Consider the following 20,099-nt stretch of genomic DNA (forward strand, 5'->3'; position numbering starts at 1 on the left):
AGTTCCATGACTTATGGCTCCGGCGCGGGTTCAGCGCACTTTGACGTGATCATTATTGGTGGTGGAATTGCCGGACTCACGGCCGCGACGGTCCTTGGAAGGGCCCGCCGCCGTGTCTGTGTCATTGATGCGGGCCGCCCGCGGAATGCTCCGGCGGACCACGTGCACGGCTTTCCCTCGCGCGACGGTGTTCCGCCCCGTGAACTCCTCCGGCTGTGCCGCGTGGATTTGGAGCGGTACGACGTTGACATCATCGATGCCGAGGCCACCGCGCTGACCCCGGACCGGCGCGTGGAACTGGCGGACGGCCGGGTGCTGCACGGCCGGCATGTGGTGGTGGCGACCGGGCTTCGCGACGTACCCCCGGAGATTACCGGGGCGCCCGAACGTTGGGGCCGGGACCTGCTGCAGTGCCCGTACTGCCATGGCTGGGAAGTGGCCGAACGCCCGCTCGCGGTCCTGGCCTCCGGACCGTCTTCCGTGCAGCAGGCGTTCCTGGTGCGTACTTTTTCGGACGAGGTCACGCTGATTTGCGGCAAGGACATGGAGCTGACCGGTGACGACGCCCGGGCCCTCGCGGCCATGGGCATAACGGTGGTGCATGGCACGGCGGCCGAACTGCAGGTCCGGGACGATGCCGTGGCGGCGGTGGTCCTCGCGGACGGACGCAGGGTGCCGTGCCGGGCAGTGTTTTGCGAACCCGGTGCCGCTGTGGACCCCCTGCTGGCGGAAGTGCCGGGGTTAAGCCGCGACGCCGACGGCTGCCTGGAGACCGACGACGCCGGGCGGACAGGCGCAGACCGCATTTGGGCGGTCGGCAACGTCACGGATCCATCCAGCCAGGTGGTGGCGGCTGCGGGGGACGCCTACCGCCTGGCGGTGGCCCTGAACGCGGAACTGCTGCAGGAAGACGTGGCGGCCGCGGTAAGGACAGCAGGGGCGGAAGCCCCGCCGCAGTTCAGCGCCGGGGAGCCAGCAGCGGCGAACCTTTAACGCCGTCGCCTGCTGACAGGCCGTCCAGGACGTATTTCAGCGACTCCACGGATGTCTTCCGCGGACGCCAGCCCAGCAGGTCCCTCGCCCGGGACGTATCCATCAGCGGAGCCCCGGCAGCCATGTCGATCCAGCCGGGATCAGTGCGCTGCAGACGTGCGGCCCATGTGATGCCGACGACGGCGCGCAACAGTTTCACGGGAATGTTCAGCAGCCGCCGGGCACCCAGGACTCCGGCCAGCAGCTCCGGCGTAATGATGGGATCGGCTGCGATGTTGAAGGCGCCCTCCGCACGCTGGTCCACCACCCGCCAATAGGCATCGGCCATGTCATCACCGTGGACAATCTGGAAGGAAAACTCCTTGGGCAGCGGAATCAGCGGCAGTTTCAGCTTGTTCAGAACAAATTTGGGCACCAGCGGGCCCAGGAAATAGCTGCCAATCTCGGTTCCGGCGTCGGAAGAGAAAATCAGGCCCGGCCGCAGGCGCGCCACGGGAATCTCCGGGTACTCCCGCTCGAACTTGTCGAGAAGGGCTTCCTGTTCGCCCTTGTGCCGGCTGTAGTGGGAGCTGGCGATGCCGCGGGCGGGCCATGACTCATCGGTGAGCCGGTCCTTCGGAGCGGGGGAGTATGCGCCCACCGAGGAAGCGCAGACGAACTGGCGCACACCGGCGGCGGCAGCCGCGGCCAGGGCGTTCTCGGTGCCGTGGACATTGATGCGGTGGAGTTCGGCTTCGTCGTGGTTCGGCTGGATGGCCCAGGCCAGGTGCACCACGGCATCCGCGCCCCGCAGCGCTTCCGTCAGCTTGTCCCGGCCCTCCGCGGTGGCAATGTCGATACTGTGCCACTGAACGCCGTCGTACGGCGGGGCACCGGTTTTCGGTATACGCCGTGCAATACCCACGATCTCCAGGCCGTCCGGGCGTTCGCCGCGCGCCTGTGCAAGCCGGCGCAGCAGGGCTGTACCGACATTCCCGGTTGCTCCGATAACAGCTACTCGCATCTGGCTGGGTCCTTCCCCGCCGAAGACTCCGCACCGGGATTCTTCGGCTGTTGGTTCTCATGGCTAAGCGGCAATGTCTTCCCGACTCTACCGGTGGCAGCCGCGGAACACATCGGAAGCAACGGCCGGACAGCCAGCAGTTATTGTGGAGAGAGAATGATCACCACCAAAAGTCACACCTGAACGGGGAGCGTCATGGCCGACAGCACTGGAACAGAGCAGGACGGCGGTTCAGGGTTCAGCACGCGCGGAGCGTATGTAACCGGCGGCAGCGAGTACACCCGGGACACCAACTACATTGAAACGCGCATCACGCGTGACGGGCGCGACGGATACCCCGTGGAGGCCGGACGGTACCGGTTGATCGCTGCCCGCGCCTGCCCCTGGGCCAACCGGACCATCATTGTCCGGCGGCTGCTTGGCCTTGAGGATGCGATTTCGCTGGGAACGCCCGGCCCCACCCATGACGCCCGCAGCTGGACCTTCGATCTGGACCCTGACGGAAGGGATCCGGTCCTGGGCATTGAACGCCTGCAGGAAGCGTTCTTCCGGCGCACGCCCGGGTACAGCCGGGGCATCACTGTTCCGGCCATCGTGGACATCCCCAGCGGTGCCGTGGTGACGAACAACTTCCCGCAGATCACCGAGGACTTCTCCACCGAATGGAAGGAGTTCCACCGCGACGGCGCTCCGGACCTGCTGCCGGAGGAACACCTGGAGGAAATGCGCGCGGTGAACAAGCGCATTTTCACCGAGATCAACAACGGCGTGTACCGCTGCGGCTTCGCCGGTTCGCAGGAAGCCTACAACGCGGCCTATGACCGGCTGTGGACTGCCATGGACTGGCTGGAGGACCGCCTGTCCCGGCAGCGCTACCTGATCGGTGACACCATCACCGAGGCCGACGTGCGGCTCTTCACGACGCTGGTCCGCTTTGACCCGGTGTACCACGGCCACTTCAAGTGCAACCGGAACAAGCTCACGGAGATGCCCAACCTCTGGGGTTACGCCCGGGACCTGTTCCAGACCCCGGGGTTCGGCGACACCGTCGATTTTGAGCAGATCAAGGCGCACTACTACATCGTTCACGAGGACATTAATCCCACGGGGATCGTGCCCAAGGGCCCGGATGTTTCGAATTGGCTCAGCGAGCACCACCGGGAGGAGCTGGGCGGCCGGCCGTTCGGTGAAGGGACTGCTCCCGGACCGGTCCGTGCCGGCGAGGAAGTGACTCCGGGGCACGGAGCCGCATGAATCCCCGGCTTCCCGGATAGTTTTCCGCCGGGAGGGTAATAGGACATGGAAATGTTTCTTAAGCACCCGCACCGTAGGTTAGCCTTACTTAAGATTATTCCGTCTTAAGGAGGTGCCGCCGTGGGCGTGAACGTCAGCCACTCTGCGGCACCCCGAATCATGACCGCCGCGCAGACCGCCCCGGCGGCCCCCACGGCAGCTGCCGGGAGCCGCCGCGGAGTCCGCCCGGCCGCCCGGGCCGCTCTCCTGGCGGCCTCCGTGGCCGTCCTGGCGGTGGCATGCCTGGCATCCGTTGCCCTGGGTGCGCGGGCGCTGCCCCTGGAAACTGTCTTTCAGGCGCTGACCGCGTTTGATCCGGCCAACGGAGACCACGCCGTGGTTGCCTCCCGCATACCCCGCACGGTCCTGGGGCTGCTGGCCGGCGGCGCGCTGGGCCTGGCCGGAGCCGCCATGCAGGGCGTGGCCCGCAACCCGCTGGCGGACCCCGGAATCCTGGGCGTCAATGCCGGGGCTTCATTCTTTGTGGTCCTGGGCATCTACGGCTTCGGCGTTGCCAGCTTCACCGGCTATATCTGGTTTGCCCTGGCCGGTGCGGCGCTGGCCGCCGTCGTGGTTTACACCGTCGCCAGCCTGGGCCGGGAAGGCGCCACACCGGTGAAACTTGCGCTGGCCGGCGCCGCCCTGTCCGCCGGCCTCAGCTCCATGATGAGCGCCCTGCTGGTCTCCAACCAGCAGACCTTCGACGTCTTCCGCTTCTGGCAGGTGGGCAGCGTATCCGGCCGCGGCTGGGACGTAATCACTGCCGTGCTGCCGTTCCTGGCGGTGGGAGCCGTCATCACGCTCGGGGCCGGCCGGGCCCTCAACGGACTGTCCCTGGGAGATGACCTGGCCCGGGGCCTGGGCCAGCGGGTGGCGCTCAGCCGCGGCATCACCGCCCTGGGCGTGGTCCTGCTGTGCGGCGCCGCCACTGCCGCGGCAGGTCCGATCGCCTTTGTCGGCCTGGTCATTCCGCACATGGTCCGTTCCCTCACCGGACCCGACTACCGCTGGATCCTCCCCTTCTCCCTGGTCCTGGCGCCCATCCTGCTGCTGATCGCCGATATCACCGGCCGCCTGGCCCTGCCGCCGTCCGAAATCCCCGTAGGCGTCATGACCGCGGTCATTGGTGCGCCGGTGTTCATTTGGCTGGTCCGGCGCCGGAAGCCGGCCCAACTGTGAGCGCGCTGCTGGAGAGGTCCGAAGGCGCCGCCGTCGTCAGCTCCGCACGCCGCACGTCCGTCCGGCGTGTCCGCACCGTCACAACGGCCCTGGCGGGCGCCGTCGTCGTCCTGTTTGCCGTCAGCATCCTGCTGGGCACCTACACGGTGACCATTCCGGACTTTTTCCGCATCCTTGGCGGGGAGCAGATTCCGGGCGCCACGTACATCGTCATGGAGAGCAAGCTTCCGCGGGCCGTGATCGGGACCATGGTGGGTGCCGCGCTGGGGATGGCCGGAAGCGTCTTCCAAACCATGCTGCGCAACCCGCTGGCGAGCCCGGACATCATTGGGATCAGTTACGGTGCCAGCGCCAGTGCGGTGGTGGGCATTGTGGTCTTCGGAGCCACCGGAACCACTGTTTCCCTGGCTGCGCTGGTGGGCGCCCTGGTTGTGGCGCTGGCTATCTACCTGCTGTCGCGGCGCGGTGGAGCCGCGGGTTACCGGCTCATCCTGGTGGGCATTGGCTTTGCCGCAGTGATGCAGGCGGTGGTCATGTTCCTCATGACCCGCACCGATATCCGCACCGCATCACAGGCCCTGGTGTGGCTCAACGGGTCCCTCAACTCCGCCAGCTGGGACCGCGCGGGTGCCCTTGCCATCGGAATGCTGATCCTGCTGCCGGCCGCGGCAGTACTCGCCCGGCAGCTGCGCGGACTGGAACTCGGAGACGACACCGCCGCCGGCCTGGGCCTGCACGTGGAAGCATCCCGGCTGGGCCTGCTCGTGACCGGCGTGGCCCTGGCCGCCGTCGCCACCGCTGCCGCCGGTCCCGTCTCCTTCATCGCGTTCCTCTCCGGTCCCATCGCCCGCCGCCTCCTCGGCGGGCGGCAGTCCCTGGCCGCATCGGCGCTGGTGGGCTCCGTGATAGTGCTGGCCGCTGACTTTGCCGGATCCAACCTGGTGCCCGGCGTATCGCTTCCCGTGGGCGTGGTGACCGGCGCGCTGGGTGCTCCGTTCCTGCTGTGGCTGCTGGTCACTTCCAACCGTGTAGGCCGAGGAGGCTGAAATGGGAAACCCCCAGAACTTGTCCGGTGAGCAGGAGCTGCCCACCCTGAGCGCGCAGGACCTGGTGCTTTCCTACGGGGAACGCATTGTGGTGGACGGGCTGTCGGTCACCCTTCCGGCCGGCCGGATCACCATGATCGTGGGCGCCAACGCGTGCGGCAAATCCACCCTGCTGCGCGGGCTGTCGCGGCTGCTGAAGCCCGCCGGCGGGACCGTGCTGCTCGGCGGCAAGGACATCCATTCACGTCCGGCACGCGAAGTTGCACGGACGCTGGGACTGCTGCCCCAGACGCCCACCGCACCCGACGGCATCACTGTCGCCGACCTCGTGGGCCGCGGCCGCTACCCGCACCAGGGCTGGTTCCGCCAATGGACACCGGCCGACGACGAAGCCGTCGCCTCCGCCCTGGAAGCAACAGGCACGCTGGACCTGGCGGACCGGAACGTTGATGAACTCTCCGGCGGCCAGCGCCAGCGGGTATGGATTGCGATGGCCCTGGCCCAGGAAACACAGATCCTGCTCCTGGACGAGCCAACCACCTTCCTAGACGTCACGCACCAGATTGAGGTGCTGGATCTGGTCACCGATCTCAACCGCCGGTCCGGCACCACCGTGGCGATCGTCCTGCATGACCTGAATCTGGCAGCCCGATATGCGGATCACCTGATCGCCATGAAATCCGGAGCCATTGCCGCTCAGGGCGCCCCGGCCGACGTCGTCACCGAGGAACTTGTCCGCGACGTTTTCGGACTGGAATCCCGCGTTATCAGCGACCCCGTTGCCGGCACCCCCATGGTGGTTCCGCTGGGACGCCACCACACCGCTGCACCGCAGCAGGACGACTTACCGGAGGACGCGCCGGCGAAGGACGCGTCAGCAGTGGGCTACCTGCCCAACCCGCAGGACACCGGCACCACATCGACCATCAAGAACCGCCTGGAGGCAGCATCATGACGCAGGTCCGCACCCGCAACGGAGCAACCGCCGCTCCCCGCAAGGCACGCCGTGCCTCCAGCGCAGGAGCGGTCATGTGCTTCGAAGTGGAAGTGAAGCGGGTCCAGCGGCTGAGCGGGAACTTCCAGCGGATCACCTTCGCCGGCTCCTGCCTCGCCGAGTTTGGCGTCCAGGGACAAACCCACGACCTGCGCATCAAAGTGGTGGTTCCCTCGGTTGACTCCGACGGCCGGGCGCTGCCCATGCCGAAGTTCGACTGCAGTGACACCGCCTGGTACCGCAACTGGCTGCAGCTCGACGCCGGCGTGCGCGGTTCCATGCGCACGTACACCGTCCGCGCGGCACGCTGCGGAGGCCCGGAGCCGGAGATCGACATCGACTTTGTCCTGCACTTTGATGAGGCGGGCAAGGGCGGCCCGGCCTCCAGCTGGGCCGCGGCGGCACAGCCCGGTGACCGGGTCAGCATCATCGGGCCCAACGCGGCACACTGCGTCACCGCGGAAAGCTACGGCGGCGTCGAGTGGCGTCCGGGCATGGCCCGGCACGTCCTGCTGGCCGGCGACGAAACAGCCGTCCCGGCCATTACCGCCATCTTGGAATCACTGCCCGCGGACATCACCGGGCATGCGCTGCTGGAGGTTCCCGCAGACACCGACACGCTGCCGGTGTCCACCCAATCCTCAGTGCAGGTGTCCTGGCTGCCCCGCGGCTCCCGTCCCCACGGCGAGCTCCTCGAGGCCGCCGTCCGGGAAGCTGTCGTCCTTCCCGGCTGGGCCTCCGTGGACGGGGCGCCGGTGCCGCCGCGCCCGGTTATCGAGGACGTCAACGTTGACGAGGCCATCCTGTGGGAGACGCCGCAGCGGCTGACCGAAGCCGCGGTAAAGGCCACACCAAACCCCCATGCGCCCTCCGGTGCGCTGCCGTTTTACGCCTGGATTGCCGGTGAAGCTGCAGTGGTGCGCGGGCTGCGCCGGTATCTGGTGACGGAAGCCGGCATTGACCGCAAGCAGGTGGCCTTCATGGGTTACTGGCGCAGCGGCCGGGCCGAATCCTAGGATGTGACGGCCGCCGCGCGGTGCGCGGTAATTGCTCACAATCGTTTCCGGTCAGCAGTCCCGCACTCGTAAAATGAAGGAGTCGGAGTGCTGCTCCGTGATCTCATTTGCGGGAGTACCGCTCCGTGCTCTTAGCCACAGTATTTCTTGTTCACTGCCCCTTTGCCGAACAATGCACAGAGGTGATGGATTACGAAGAAAACCACGGAGAACCTGCGTTATCTGACGGAATTGCGGAAGCTGGCCCTTAACTGGGCCACTGATAACCGTCCGCCGGGTAAACACGTTGCTTCGGCGGTTCGGAAATATTGGCCGGCCCAACTCCCGGCGGCGGCAAAGTCACTGCCGCTGGACCTGCGGTGGTTTACCGCTCCCGGGCGCCGCACCTGCGCGATGGGCGCGGCAGCCGCACTGGTGGTGGGGTCGGTGGTTGTGGGAACGGCCCAGTCAGCCCATGAGCCGGGAGAACTGCAGCGCACCACGGTGGTGTCGGAGCTCCCCGCTGAGGAACCCGCGGAAGCGGAACCGGCTGAACCCGAAGGGCCGTCCGAGGGACAGGGTTCCACCACACCGGTGGAGGGCCCGGCGGAGCCCGCTCCCGAGCCCGAACCGGAGCCCGCATCAGTACCACTGGACGAACTGCGGGTAACATCGCCGTTTGGCTGGCGCGAGAACCCGCTGCTGGCCAGCGGGGCCCTGGAATTCCACAACGGCATCGACTTTGGTGCTGTCACCGGCACCCCAGTGAAGGCCGCTGCCGGTGGAACGGTGACCTACGCCGAGTACCACCAGTACGGTGGCCTGCGGATCGTGGTCGACCACGGAAACGGCACCGAAACCACCTACAACCACCTGAGCGAAATCCACGTTGAGGTGGGCCAGCAGGTGGACTTCAACACGGTGATCGGCGCCATCGGCAGCACGGGTAATTCCACCGGTCCGCACCTGCACTTTGAAGTGATGATCAACGGCGAATACCAGGATCCTGCCGTTTGGCTGGGTATCTAGCTCCCGGCCCGGGAATCCTGCGTCTAGACCCGGGGATCCGTGAGGATCGCCGGGTCTTTCTTCCCATGGGGCATCCGGACCCTTAGGGCACTGGGATCCACCCGGAGCGCCACGTGCGATGCCTTGCCCAAGTGATCGCCGTCAACCTCAAACTCCTGCGGCGTCTCGGTGAAAATCTCGGCTTCCTTGCACTGGTAGTAGTCCACGGACGTGCTCCCCTTGCCGCGGCGCAGCAGTCCGGCCACAACGCTGAACCAGCCGAACCGCCCCTTGGGTGCCATGGTCATGACGTCCAGCAGCCCGTCATCGATGCGTGCGCCGGGGAAAATCTCCAGCCCGCCCATGATTTTTCCGCAGTTTCCCCCCATGACGCTGCGCGGATGGCCGTGGATTTCCTTGCCGCCGTCCAGCCGGATGGTGCTCTTGACGGGCTTGCCGGGAAGGTTCCGGATACCGGCGTCGACATAGGCCAGCCAGCCCACCCTGTCCTTCAGCGCATCGTTGGTGTCTCCCATTAGGGCCGCGTCATAGCCGAGTCCGGCCATCACCAGGAAAACGTCGCCCTTCAGCGCCCGGTCAAGGGTGACATGGACGACGTCGATGTTGCGGTCGGCTCCCGTCAGGGCTGCGGTGACGGCAGCCTCCGGGTCGTCGACGGCGATGTCCAGGTTGCGGGCCAGCAGGTTTCCGGTGCCCAGGGGCAGCAGGCCCAGGGGAGTGTCGGTGCCCGTCAGCTCGGCGGCCACGCAGCGAACGGTGCCGTCACCGCCGGCTGCAATGACCAGATCCACCCCGGCGTCCAGGGCGTCGCGGGCCATTCCGCGGCCCGGGTCCTCCTTGGTGGTTTCCAGCCACAGCGGCTCATCCCAGCCCTCGTCCCGGCATATGCGGCCAACCAGGGCGCGGATGTCCACATCCGTTTTTTTGATCGGGTTCATGATGACGGCGACGCGCTGGCGCGTTCCTGCGGCTGAGGTGGTCATGGGGTCCTTTGGGCGGCGGCTTGGCTGTGTGGAACGAAATGGCGGTGTGGAACGAAATGGCGGTGTGGAACGAAATGGCTGGGTGGAGCTGACCGGCTGGGTGGAACTGCTCACTGCGCAGGAGGCCTGCGGCGGAGGTGCGGTGTGCTTCAGAGTCTAATCCGCCCCGGCGCCCGGTGCTGGCGGATGCGGGAACGGCCGGATCAACTTGTACCCTGTGGGAGTGACTTTTACTTCTCGTTATGTGGCCCTGGGGGATTCCTTCACCGAAGGCGTGGGGGACTGGGACGAATCCCGTCCCAACGGCGTCCGCGGGTGGGCGGACCGGGTGGCGGAGCAGCTGATGCTCGCCGACGATTCATGGGGGTATGCGAACCTGGCGATCCGCGGGAAGAAGCTGCATCAGGTCCTCGCCGAGCAGGTGGACGCCGCCGTCGCCCTGCAGCCCACCCTGGTCACCATCTACGCCGGCGGCAACGATATCCTGCGCCCCAAAGTGGACATCGACGCCCTGGTCAACGCATACGACGCCGGCATTGCCGCCCTGCGTTCCTCCGGCGCTGCGGTTCTTGTCTTCACCGGATTCGACTCTGGCCGTGCCCCCGTGTTCGGTGCCACCCGCGGACGGACCGCCCTCTACAACGAACTGGTGCGCGAGGCCGTGGACCGCCGCGGCGCCGAGCTGGTGGACTACTGGCGGATGAAGGAACTCCAGGACGAACGGTACTGGGATATCGACCGGCTGCACATGTCGCCGGCCGGGCACATGCTCACGGCCAAAAAAGTCCTGGAGGTCCTGCGCCGCACCGACGCGATCGATCTGCCGGAGCTGGATGCGCTGCCGGCACGGACCCGGGTTGACCAGCTGCGCCGGGACGCGCAGTGGGCACGGGAGTACCTGGGGCCCTGGGTGGGACGCCGTTTGCGCGGTGTTTCATCCGGTGACAACCTCAGTCCGAAATACCCGGTTCCGGTGCGTTTGGACGTGCCCGCAGGCCGCTGAAACACCGAATTGAGGGCAATTTTCAGCCCCAAAACGGCCAGCGGTGAGGTGTTTCACAATTCCCGCCGCAGTCCTTATGCTGGCGCGGATTAGGTCCCGCGTGAAAGCTTTCCAGCGGCTTCAGCCGGCCCCGCAATTCGGTTAGCGGGGCCGTTTTTCCTAAACTTGATGGTCTGCCCGGCGCCTATTGTGGCGTCTGGCCGGTTGCTTCCGATACACGCAGCTGACTTCTAGGAAAGAAAGCCAACATGCCTAAAGATGCACCGACTAAGCGCCGCCCCGTTCTGGGACGCCGGCGCCTGAAGGTCGATGATGTGAATGTCGTCGACAAATCGATGATGAAAAAGGCCGTCGGCGGAACCGTCGTCGGCAACACCATGGAATGGTTTGACATCGGTGTCTACGGCTACCTTGCCGTCACCATGGGTGCCGTGTTCCTCTCCGAGGCCGATGCCTCCGCCCAGCTGATCTTCAGCCTGGGTGTTTTCGCCGCCACCTTCCTTGCCCGTCCGCTCGGCGGGATTGTTTTCGGCCGCCTCGGCGACAAACTGGGCCGCCAGAAGACGCTGGCCACAACGCTCATCCTGATGGCCGCATCGACCTTCGTCATCGGGCTCCTGCCCGGCTATGACCAGATTGGCATGTGGGCTCCGGTCCTGCTGATCCTGATGAAGCTCCTCCAGGGCTTCTCCACCGGCGGCGAATACGCCGGTGCCACCACCTTCGTGACCGAGTATGCCTCCGACAAGCGCCGCGGGTTCCTCTCCAGCATCCTGGACACGGGCAGCTACCTGGGCTTCGCCCTGGGCGCCGGTGTCGTTTCCGTCATGCAGCTGACCCTGAGCGCCGAGACCATGCTGGACTGGGGCTGGCGCATCCCGTTCCTGATCGCCGGTCCGCTGGGCCTGATCGCGATTTACTTCCGCCTCAAGATCGAGGAATCCCCGGCATTCCAGGCCACCCTGGACGCCCAGGAGGCCAACGCCGCCTCGGACAACCCCGACGAATCGGTCACTCCTCCGGGCACCCTGGCAATGATCGGCCTCTACTGGCGGCCGATCCTCGTCGCCATGGCCCTGGTTGCCGCAGCAAACACCGTGGGCTACACGCTGACGTCCTACATGCCGTCCTACCTCACGGACTCCATGGGCTATGACGCCCTGCACGGCACACTGCTGACCATCCCGGTCCTGGTGCTGATGGCAGCCTGCATCCCGCTGGCCGGGAAGCTGTCGGACCGCATCGGCCGCCGCCCGGTGCTGCTGATGGGCGCCGGTTTCACCATCGCCCTGGCCGTGCCGGCGTTCCTGCTGATCGCCCTGGGCCCGATCTGGTCCACGCTGCTGGGCCTGGTCCTGCTGGCCGTGCCGGTGACGCTGTACGTATCCAACCTGGCCTCGGCGCTTCCGGCCCTGTTCACCACGGCCAGCCGCTACGGCGCCATGGGCATCTCGTACAACTTTGCCGTGGCCATCTTCGGCGGCACCGCGCCGCTGATCATGCAGGGGCTGATCAACGCGACGGACAATGACCTGATGCCCGCCTTCTGGCTGATGGCCACCTCCGTTGTCGGAGCCGTTGCCGTCTTCATCATGAAGGAATCAGCAAACCGGCCCATGCCGGGGTCAATGCCGAGCGTGGACACCGCCGCCGAGGCACGCGAGCTGGTGGCAACGCAGGACGAAAACCCGCGGCTCGACGTCGATTCCCTGCCCTTCGGCACGGAAACGGCTGACTCGAACAAGTAGTACCCCGCGCAGCCAGCGCCCGCCAATCCTTGAAGGCTCAACTAATCATGGGAGAATTGACGCATGAGTGAACCTGATGCACCTGCTCCCCGGTGGCTGACTCCCGAGGAACGGCGGGCCTGGCTGGCGCTGTATGCGGTTGCCACCCGGTTGACGCCCACCCTGGACGCGGACCTGTTCAAGAGGGCGCGGATAACGCTCTTTGACTACCACGTGCTGGCAATGACCTCCGAAGAGCCCGGCCGGGCACTTCCCATGAGCGAGCTGGCGGCCCGGTCCAACGCCTCGCTGTCCCGCCTGTCCCATGTGGTGAAGAAGCTGGAGGGGCGCGGGTGGATGGAACGGACCCCGTCTCCCGACGATGCGCGCGTGACCATGGCCGCGCTGACGGACGAGGGCATGGCGGCCCTCGAAGGCCTGGCTCCGGATCATGTCCGGACCGTGCGGGAGCTGGTCTTCGACGGGCTTGATGACCGCGACGTCGAGGACCTCGAGCGGGTGGGGCGCCGGATCCTGGCCCGGATCGAGCCGGACCTCAGCGTCCTCGACGCCGAGCGGGCCTGACAGGGCGTTTTTGCGTTTGCTAGCGTAGGGACACAGCTGAGCAGCCCCATCACCCCCAGCGAGAGGTATTACTCATGCACGCGCCGCGGATCCTGACCATCATTCTTGCCGGCGGAACCGGGGGCCGGCTCGGAGCTCTCACCGAGCACCGGGCGAAGCCGGCCATGCCGGTGGCAGGTTCCTACCGGCTCATCGACGTGCCGCTGTCCAACCTCCACAACAGCGGGTTTTCCGATGTCTGGATCGTGGAGCAGTACAAGCCCAAGTCGCTCAACGACCACCTGGTCAGCGGGCGTCCCTGGGACCTGGACCGGACCAACGGCGGACTGCGGGTCCTGCCGCCGTACCAGGGCGGAGAAGGCGAAGGGTTTGCTGAAGGAAACGCCGATGCCCTGTACCGGCAGGCCGATTACATCCGGGAATACGATCCCGACCTGGTGCTCGTGCTCAGCGCCGACCACCTGTACCGGCTGGACTACCGCGACGTCGTCGCCACCCATCAGGAGGCCAACGCCGCGTTGACGGTGGTGACCACCAAAATCCGGAACAATGCTTCCGACCACGGCGTGGTCGAGTCCGCGGACGGCGAGGTGACCGGCTTTGAGTACAAACCGGAAAAGCCGAAGAGCGACACGGTGGCCGCTGAGATTTTCCTGTACGACGCCGGCGTCCTCCTCTCAGCCATGGACGAGCTGATGGAAAAGGAAGGCGAGCTCGAGGACTACGGGGACCAGCTGATCCCTTACCTGGTCCGGACCGAAAAGGTGGCCGAGCACCAGCTGGACGGCTACTGGCGGGACATGGGCACCCCGCGCAGCTACCACCAGGGCCACATGGACCTCATTGACGGGCGCGGACTCGTGTTTGACGATCCCCAATGGCCCATCCTCAGCGCCGCTCCGCGCCGGCTTCCCGGCTACGTGGGAGACGGGGCGCAGGTGTCGGGCAGCCTGCTCGCTCCGGGATCACGGGTGGAGGGGGCTGTCCGGCGCAGCGTGATCGGTCCCGGCGCGCTTGTTGAAGCCGGAGCCGAGGTGGAGTCCTGCGTGATCCTCGGGGATGTGCGGATCAGCTCAGGCGCACGGCTGCGCAACGCCATTGTGGACGCGGATGCCGTCATCGGCGGAGGCACGGAACTGGACGGTGCCGCCCTGGATCCGGACGCCGGCGTGGTGGTGGTGGGTGCGGACGGAGCGGTGGACGCGCCGTCGTCGTCCTGACATCCGCCGCACCGGATCGTGAGGTCCGGCACGTTAACCGGGTAGGGTGTCCGGCCGGTTTGAATGAAAGCCGGGTTGCCCCTAGGATAGAGAGGCGTTAAGTTGCGCCTGTGTCCACTCGGCCCGCTTCCATGCGGCCGGACGGATATTTGCGCGGCCACCCGTATAAACCTAGAATTGAAGGCTGTCCCGGCAGATACTGCTTGGCTTCCTGAACTTCACCGTCTTCCCCGCGGCGAGGCACTTCGGCTGGATCTCACCCCGCCAGGTTCACCTCCGGAAAGTCGCAGTAATAACGGTGTCAAAACTGGTGGCGGGACGCTCTTTATGGCAGGTGCTTAGGCAAACGCCCTGTGTCTGTTTTTTGAGGACCGTCATATTTACTACAACTGGAGGAGAGAGATCATGGCAGCATACTGCCAGGTCACCGGAGCCATTCCCGGCTTTGGTCACAGCATTTCGCACTCGCACCGCCGCAACAAGCGCCGGTTCGACCCGAATATTCAGAAGAAGCGCTACTGGGTTCCGTCCCTGCGCCGCAACGTCACGCTGCAGGTTTCCGCCCGCGGTATCAAGACGATCGACGTGCGCGGTATCGACGCCGTCATCACTGACCTTATCGCGAAGGGTGTGAAGCTCTAGTGGCTAAGGACAAGGACGTACGTCCGATCATCAAGCTGAAGTCGACCGCCGGCACCGGGTACACCTACGTGACCCGCAAGAACCGTCGTAACGACCCGGACCGCATGGTCCTCAAGAAGTACGACCCCAAGGTCCGCCAGCACGTCGAATTCCGTGAGGAGCGCTAAGAATGGCAAAGAAGTCAAAGATTGCCCGCAATGAGCAGCGCAAGGTCATTGTTGAGCGCTACGCTGCGAAGCGCCTCGAACTGAAGAAGACCCTGGTAGACCCGAACGCTACCGACGAAGCCCGCGAAGCTGCACGCCTCGGCCTGCAGAAGCTTCCGCGCAACGCATCGCCGGTCCGCCTTCGCAACCGCGACCAGATCGACGGCCGCCCCCGCGGTACCCTCCAGAAGTTCGGTATCTCGCGCGTTCGTTTCCGCAACATGGCCCACGCAGGCGAACTGCCGGGCGTCAAGAAGTCCAGCTGGTAAGCACTGCTTAACCGGTTCTGAAAGGGCGGCAACCTCTTGGGTTGCCGCCCTTTTTGCTGCCGTTTTTGCTGCCCGGGGAAGCGGGGGACCACACCCGTGCCGCCGGCGGCCGGAATCCGCGCCGTTGCAGGGAAGTAGCCTACGAGGCGGTGTGGGGCAAAAGACACCTTTTTCTGGGCTCATAGCGGAAAAAACCGCGAAAAACAGCGGATTTTGCCGGATTTTCGGCGGCGGACTGGTAAGTTTTCCAACAGTGGCGGTTTCGCATCCGTGATCCGCTCGAGCTAACCCCTAGTCCAGGAGGACATAAATTGGCTATGAACCGCAGTGAACTTGTTGCAGCAGTCGCAGAGAAGTCCGGCAACAGCCAGACCGCAGTGAATGGCGTGCTTGACGCTGTCTTCGAGATCTTCGCAACCTCCGTTGCCAATGGTGAAAAGATCACCATCCCGGGCTGGCTCGCAGTTGAGCGCACCGACCGCGCTGCCCGCACCGGCCGCAACCCGCAGACCGGCGAAACCATTCAGATCCCCGCAGGCCACAGCGTCAAGCTGACCGCGGGCTCCAAGCTGAAGGCTTCGGTCTCCAACAAGAAGTAACCTCCTCGAACGAGGCAAGGGCCGGCGCCGTAAGGCGCCGGCCTTTTTTGCGTAATTAGCCCAAATTTCTACCGTGGGTAGAGAATAGGTACCGTGCCTAAAACTGCCAACACCGATACCGCAGGCGCCGCCCGGTCGGGAAGAGATGCCCGCTCCGCCACCGGCGCACCCGCTGCCGTTCCGGCCGTACGGAACGGCTGGCTGATCGCGGCCGCCGCTCTCATGCTCACCGCCCTGGCCTCGGCACTGCTGTTCTCCGGCGCTGCCGCGGCCCAGCAGCTGTCCGACCCCGGCGCCCTGACCCGGTGGGCGCTGCCAGTCTTCAAGGCGCTCCACAACGCAGCCATGGCAGCCGTGATCGGCGCCCTGGTGTTCTCCGTGGCCATCCTGCCCAAATCCCTGAAGCTGAAGCGGGGCCGCAGGGTCGAAGCCGGCGAACCGGAGCATCCGGCCTTCACCCGCACGCTGGCACTGGCAGGGACCGCGGCGGCGGTGTGGACCCTGTCCGCCGTCGCCGTGCTGCTCTTTACCTACTCCGATGTGTCGGGGCTGGCGCTGAGCGCGGATGCCAGCTACACGCAGGGACTGGGCTCCTTTGTCACTGATTTCTCCACCGGACGCGCCTGGCTGGCCGTGAGCATCATTGCCGCCGTGGTGACCACCCTGACCTTCGGTGTCCGGTCCCTCAACATGCTGGCTGCCACCACTGTGCTGGCTGCCGGCGCCATTATTCCCATTGCACTGGTGGGTCACTCCGCCGGCGGCGATGACCACAGCGCCGCCGTCAACTCGATCGGGCTGCACCTGGCCGGGGTCTGCCTGTGGATCGGCGGGCTGATTGTCCTGGCCGTCGTGTCCGGGCGGCTGGGTCCCATCACCGGCGTGGTGCTCCGCCGCTACTCGGCGCTGGCCGGCTTCGCCTTCGCGCTGGTGCTGCTGTCCGGCGTCGTCAACGCGTCCCTGCGGATTACGTCCCTCAGCCAGCTGAACTCGGAGTGGGGTGCCCTGGTGATCGTCAAGGCAGCGGCAACCCTGCTGCTCGGCGTCATCGGTTTCCTGCACCGCCGGTGGATCATCCCGCAGCTGCCGGCCAAGGTTCCCGGTTCCGCCGCCGGTTCCAGCGAGCATGGCGGAGCGAAGCAAAAGAGTGCCAACCGCGTCCTCTGGCAGCTGATCACCGTGGAGCTGCTCATCATGGGCGCAGTGTCCGGTGTTGCCGTGGCGCTGGGCCGCACCGCCACGCCCCGGCCCGAGGAGCTGCCGCCCAACGCATCCCCTGCGCGGATCCTGACCGGCTATGACCTTCCCCCGGAACTGACCCTGGAGCGGTACCTCACCGAGTGGCGGTTCGACTGGCTCTGGGTGGCCATTGTGCTGACCCTCGCCGTCGCCTATCTGCGCGGTGTGGTGAAGGTCCGCCGGCGCGGAGACAAATGGCCCCTGGTCCGGACCCTGAGCTGGCTGGCGGGCCTGGCGATGCTGACGTACGTCACCTCGGGCGCCCCTGCCGTTTACGGCATGGTCCTGTTCAGCACGCACATGCTCGCGCACATGTCCCTGACCATGGTGGTGCCCCTGTTCCTCGTCCTGGGCGCGCCCGTCACACTGGCCCTGAAGGCCCTGACGCCGCGCGGAGACGGAACCCGGGGCATCCGGGAATGGATTCTCGTAGGCGTGCACTCCTGGTTCTCCAAGCTGGTGACCAACCCGATCTTCGCGGCGGTCAACTTTGCCGGGTCCATCGTGGTGTTCTACTACTCCGAGCTCTTCGGCTTCGCCCTGCGCCAGCATGTTGGCCATGAGCTGATGGTCGTGCACTTCCTGCTGACCGGTTACATCTTTGTCCTGACCATGATCGGCATCGACCCGCTGCCGTACCGGGCACCGTATCCGCTGCGCCTGGTGATCCTGCTGGCCACTATGGCTTTCCACGCATTCTTCGGTGTTGCGGTGATGGGCGGCACCTCCCTGATCCAGGCTTCCTACTTCGGAAACATGGGCCGGGAATGGGGACTTTCGGCACTGGCTGACCAGCAGCTGGGCGGATCCATCATGTGGGGAGTGGGCGAAATTCCCACGGTAATGGTGGCCATTGGCGTGGCCCTGCAGTGGTCGCGGACCGACGCCCGCGAAACACGGCGTAAAGACCGGGCGGCCGACCGGAATAATGAGGCTGAACTGGCTGCTTACAACAACATGTTTGCCAATCTGGCGAAGCGGGATGCCAGCAGCTCTGAAGGAGATCGTTAATGACTGAAACCGTGCGTACCGATTACCGGGTGCGGGCGTCCGCGCTGGAAGGCCGCAACTGGCTCAATACCGGCGGCCGCCAACTGGGGCTCGAAGACCTGCGCGGCAAGGTTGTGCTGCTGGACTTCTGGACGTTCTGCTGCATCAACTGCCTCCACGTGCTGGATGAGCTGCGCCCGCTGGAGGAGAAATACTCCGACGTCCTCGTCACGGTGGGGGTCCATTCGCCCAAGTTCGAACACGAAGCGGATCCGGTGGCCCTCGCAGCGGCCGTTGAGCGCTACGAGATCCACCACCCGGTCCTGGATGATCCTGAGCTGCTCACGTGGCAGGCCTACGCGGCCCGGGCCTGGCCCACCCTGGTGGTCCTGGACCCGGAGGGCTACATCGTGGCCAACCTCTCCGGTGAAGGGCACGCCGCCGGCCTGGATTCACTGATCAGCGAGCTGGTAACCGAGCACGAAGCCAAGGGCACACTGCACCGCGGCGACGGCCCGTACGTTCCGGCCGAGCCCACCGCCGGAAACCTGCGCTTTCCGGGCAAAGCGGTTCCGCTGCCCGGCGGCACGTTCCTGGTGGCGGACACCGGGCACCACCGCCTGGTGGAGCTGGAAGCGGACCTTACGACGGTGCGCTCCGTCCTTGGCGACGGCACCAAGGGCTGGCAGGACGGCACGGCAGCCACCGCACGCTTCAACGAACCCCAGGGCCTGGCGGTGCTCCCGGCGGGCGTCGCCGAAAAGGCAGGGTACGACGTCGTGGTGGCTGACACGGTCAACCACCGGCTGCGCGCGGTCGCGCTGGACTCCGGAACGGTGACGACGGTGGCGGGAAACGGCATCCAGCGCCTCCTGGACGCCGGAAACCAGACCAAACGGGCTGCGGGGGACCCGCACCCCTCCGAATCCAGCACAGCGGATGCCAGCAGCTTTGAGCCGGCCCTGGCCGAATCCGACCTGGGCACGGCACCCCTGGACGTTTCCCTCTCCTCGCCGTGGGACCTGACCTGGTCCTCGGCACTGGAACGGCTGGTCGTGGCCATGGCCGGCACGCACCAGATTTTCACCTTTGATCCGGTCACCGGAGCGGTGGGCATCCTGGCCGGAACCGGTTTGGAAGGCCTGCTTGACGGTCCCGGAGACAAGGCCTGGTTCGCCCAGTCCTCCGGCCTGGCCGAAGACGCCGCCGGCAACATCTGGGTAGCCGATTCGGAAACATCGGCACTGCGCAGGCTGTCCTTCACCACCGACGACGCCGGGACACACGTGTCCGTTGACACCGCCGTTGGCGCAGGGCTGTTCGACTTCGGTTTCCGGGACGGCGACGCCGCCGCGGCCCGCCTGCAGCACCCGCTGGGCGTTGCCGTGCTGCCGGACGGTTCCGTGGCCATTGCCGACACCTACAACGGAGCGGTCCGCCGGTATGACCCGGCCACCAAGACGGTGTCCACTCTTGCCCGCGGCCTCGCTGAGCCCTCCGATCTGCTGGTGGACACCACCACCGGGGAGCCGCTGCTGATCGTCGTGGAAGCGAACAGGCATGAACTGGTCCGGCTGCCCATTCCCAAGGAAGCCCAATCAGTGGACGAGGGTGCCCGGCAGACCCAGCGGCCGGCAAGCCCGATGGCCGCCGGCCCTGTGGCTCTGTCCGTGCGGTTCTCCGCTCCCAAGGGCCAGAAGCTGGATGACCGGTGGGGGGATCCGACCCAGTTGAAGATTTCGGCCTCGCCCGAAGAGCTGCTCCTTTCCGGTGGCGGCACCTCCACCGGGCTGACGCGCGAGCTGGTGCTTTCGGGTGACGTTCCCGGCGGCGTCCTGCACATCACCGCCCGGGCCGCGGCCTGCGACGGTGAACCCGGCGGGGAGATCCCTGACCATGCGGCCTGCCACCTGTACCAGCAGGACTGGGGCATCCCGGTGACGATCGAGGCCGCCGGCGACTCGGTGCTGACGCTGGACCTGCGCGGGCTCGACTAACCGCTCACCCCGCCCGCCCCACCCCGCTCCACCCCGCGAGATGGCAGTAAGTGCGCTTCCCAGCCCTGAGAAGCGCACTTACTGCCATCTCGCGGTGATTTTTTGGG

General features: G+C 66.2%; 19 protein-coding genes. 17 read left to right on the plus strand and 2 right to left on the minus strand.

The genetic code is table 11. From position 1 onward, the window contains the following. Positions 1-6 precede the first annotated feature (6 nt). Positions 7-993 carry an NAD(P)/FAD-dependent oxidoreductase gene (locus AAE021_RS17620; RefSeq protein ID WP_342023591.1) on the plus strand — a complete coding sequence of 329 codons (987 nt, stop codon included), beginning with the start codon at positions 7-9 and terminating at the stop codon, positions 991-993. On the opposite strand, the gene AAE021_RS17625 is transcribed toward AAE021_RS17620, so the two are convergent. After that, on the minus strand, positions 959-1,996 hold the full coding sequence (locus AAE021_RS17625; protein WP_342023592.1) for an NAD-dependent epimerase/dehydratase family protein: 1,038 nt from the start codon (positions 1,994-1,996) through the stop codon (positions 959-961). The two genes, AAE021_RS17620 and AAE021_RS17625, sit on opposite strands and share 35 nt — an antisense overlap. A gap of 195 nt (positions 1,997-2,191) precedes the next feature. On the opposite strand from AAE021_RS17625, the gene AAE021_RS17630 reads away from it, so the two are divergent. The 6 genes from AAE021_RS17630 to AAE021_RS17655 all read left to right on the plus strand — a co-directional run bounded on the left by AAE021_RS17630 (position 2,192) and on the right by AAE021_RS17655 (position 8,532). After that, positions 2,192-3,250, plus strand: a complete 1,059-nt coding sequence (locus AAE021_RS17630) for a glutathione S-transferase family protein (protein WP_342023593.1) — start codon at positions 2,192-2,194, stop codon at positions 3,248-3,250. A gap of 159 nt (positions 3,251-3,409) precedes the next feature. Beyond that, on the plus strand, positions 3,410-4,468 hold the full coding sequence (locus AAE021_RS17635) for a FecCD family ABC transporter permease (protein ID WP_342025453.1): 1,059 nt from the start codon (positions 3,410-3,412) through the stop codon (positions 4,466-4,468). Beyond that, positions 4,465-5,514, plus strand: coding sequence for a FecCD family ABC transporter permease (locus tag AAE021_RS17640; protein WP_425362418.1), 1,050 nt, complete (start codon positions 4,465-4,467; stop codon positions 5,512-5,514). Before AAE021_RS17635 ends, AAE021_RS17640 begins: the two co-directional genes overlap by 4 nt. Position 5,515: 1 nt before the next feature. Beyond that, complete coding sequence (locus AAE021_RS17645) at positions 5,516-6,469, plus strand: ABC transporter ATP-binding protein (protein WP_425362419.1); 954 nt, start codon at positions 5,516-5,518, stop codon at positions 6,467-6,469. Next, positions 6,466-7,524: a siderophore-interacting protein gene (locus tag AAE021_RS17650; RefSeq protein ID WP_425362420.1), complete on the plus strand. Its 1,059-nt coding sequence runs from the start codon at positions 6,466-6,468 to the stop codon at positions 7,522-7,524. Before AAE021_RS17645 ends, AAE021_RS17650 begins: the two co-directional genes overlap by 4 nt. A gap of 393 nt (positions 7,525-7,917) precedes the next feature. Next, the gene (locus tag AAE021_RS17655) at positions 7,918-8,532 is read left to right on the plus strand and encodes a M23 family metallopeptidase (RefSeq protein ID WP_342023594.1); all 615 of its coding nucleotides are present in this window, start codon (positions 7,918-7,920) and stop codon (positions 8,530-8,532) included. Between the two features lie 23 nt (positions 8,533-8,555). On the opposite strand, the gene AAE021_RS17660 is transcribed toward AAE021_RS17655, so the two are convergent. Then, positions 8,556-9,515: a diacylglycerol/lipid kinase family protein gene (locus tag AAE021_RS17660; protein ID WP_342023595.1), complete on the minus strand. Its 960-nt coding sequence runs from the start codon at positions 9,513-9,515 to the stop codon at positions 8,556-8,558. Positions 9,516-9,738: 223 nt separating this feature from the next. Between AAE021_RS17660 and AAE021_RS17665 the strand changes: the two genes are divergently transcribed. The 10 genes from AAE021_RS17665 to AAE021_RS17710 all read left to right on the plus strand — a co-directional run bounded on the left by AAE021_RS17665 (position 9,739) and on the right by AAE021_RS17710 (position 19,992). Beyond that, positions 9,739-10,518 (plus strand): SGNH/GDSL hydrolase family protein, encoded by a 780-nt coding sequence (locus tag AAE021_RS17665; RefSeq protein WP_342023596.1) that lies wholly within the window; start codon positions 9,739-9,741, stop codon positions 10,516-10,518. Positions 10,519-10,766: 248 nt separating this feature from the next. Beyond that, on the plus strand, positions 10,767-12,266 hold the full coding sequence (locus tag AAE021_RS17670) for an MFS transporter (protein WP_342023597.1): 1,500 nt from the start codon (positions 10,767-10,769) through the stop codon (positions 12,264-12,266). Positions 12,267-12,329: 63 nt separating this feature from the next. Continuing rightward, positions 12,330-12,830, plus strand: a complete 501-nt coding sequence (locus AAE021_RS17675) for a MarR family winged helix-turn-helix transcriptional regulator (protein ID WP_342023598.1) — start codon at positions 12,330-12,332, stop codon at positions 12,828-12,830. Between the two features lie 74 nt (positions 12,831-12,904). After that, positions 12,905-14,050: a glucose-1-phosphate adenylyltransferase family protein gene (locus AAE021_RS17680; protein WP_342023599.1), complete on the plus strand. Its 1,146-nt coding sequence runs from the start codon at positions 12,905-12,907 to the stop codon at positions 14,048-14,050. Between the two features lie 405 nt (positions 14,051-14,455). Next, positions 14,456-14,692: a 50S ribosomal protein L28 gene (gene rpmB, locus AAE021_RS17685; protein WP_104053173.1), complete on the plus strand. Its 237-nt coding sequence runs from the start codon at positions 14,456-14,458 to the stop codon at positions 14,690-14,692. Beyond that, positions 14,692-14,859, plus strand: a complete 168-nt coding sequence (gene rpmG, locus AAE021_RS17690; RefSeq protein ID WP_104053172.1) for a 50S ribosomal protein L33 — start codon at positions 14,692-14,694, stop codon at positions 14,857-14,859. Before rpmB ends, rpmG begins: the two co-directional genes overlap by 1 nt. A gap of 2 nt (positions 14,860-14,861) precedes the next feature. Then, on the plus strand, positions 14,862-15,167 hold the full coding sequence (rpsN, locus tag AAE021_RS17695) for a 30S ribosomal protein S14 (RefSeq protein ID WP_104053171.1): 306 nt from the start codon (positions 14,862-14,864) through the stop codon (positions 15,165-15,167). Between the two features lie 311 nt (positions 15,168-15,478). Further along, entirely contained in the window at positions 15,479-15,766 is a 288-nt protein-coding gene (locus tag AAE021_RS17700; protein ID WP_152223378.1) for an HU family DNA-binding protein, read from the plus strand. A 222-nt stretch (positions 15,767-15,988) separates the two neighbouring features. Continuing rightward, the gene (locus AAE021_RS17705; protein ID WP_342025457.1) at positions 15,989-18,016 is read left to right on the plus strand and encodes a cytochrome c oxidase assembly protein; all 2,028 of its coding nucleotides are present in this window, start codon (positions 15,989-15,991) and stop codon (positions 18,014-18,016) included. Continuing rightward, positions 18,016-19,992, plus strand: coding sequence for an NHL domain-containing thioredoxin family protein (locus tag AAE021_RS17710; RefSeq protein ID WP_342023600.1), 1,977 nt, complete (start codon positions 18,016-18,018; stop codon positions 19,990-19,992). Before AAE021_RS17705 ends, AAE021_RS17710 begins: the two co-directional genes overlap by 1 nt. Positions 19,993-20,099: the final 107 nt, after the last annotated feature.

It is taken from the genome of Arthrobacter citreus (genome assembly GCF_038405225.1).
In the GTDB taxonomy this organism is placed as follows: Bacteria; Actinomycetota; Actinomycetes; order Actinomycetales; family Micrococcaceae; genus Arthrobacter_B; species Arthrobacter_B citreus_A.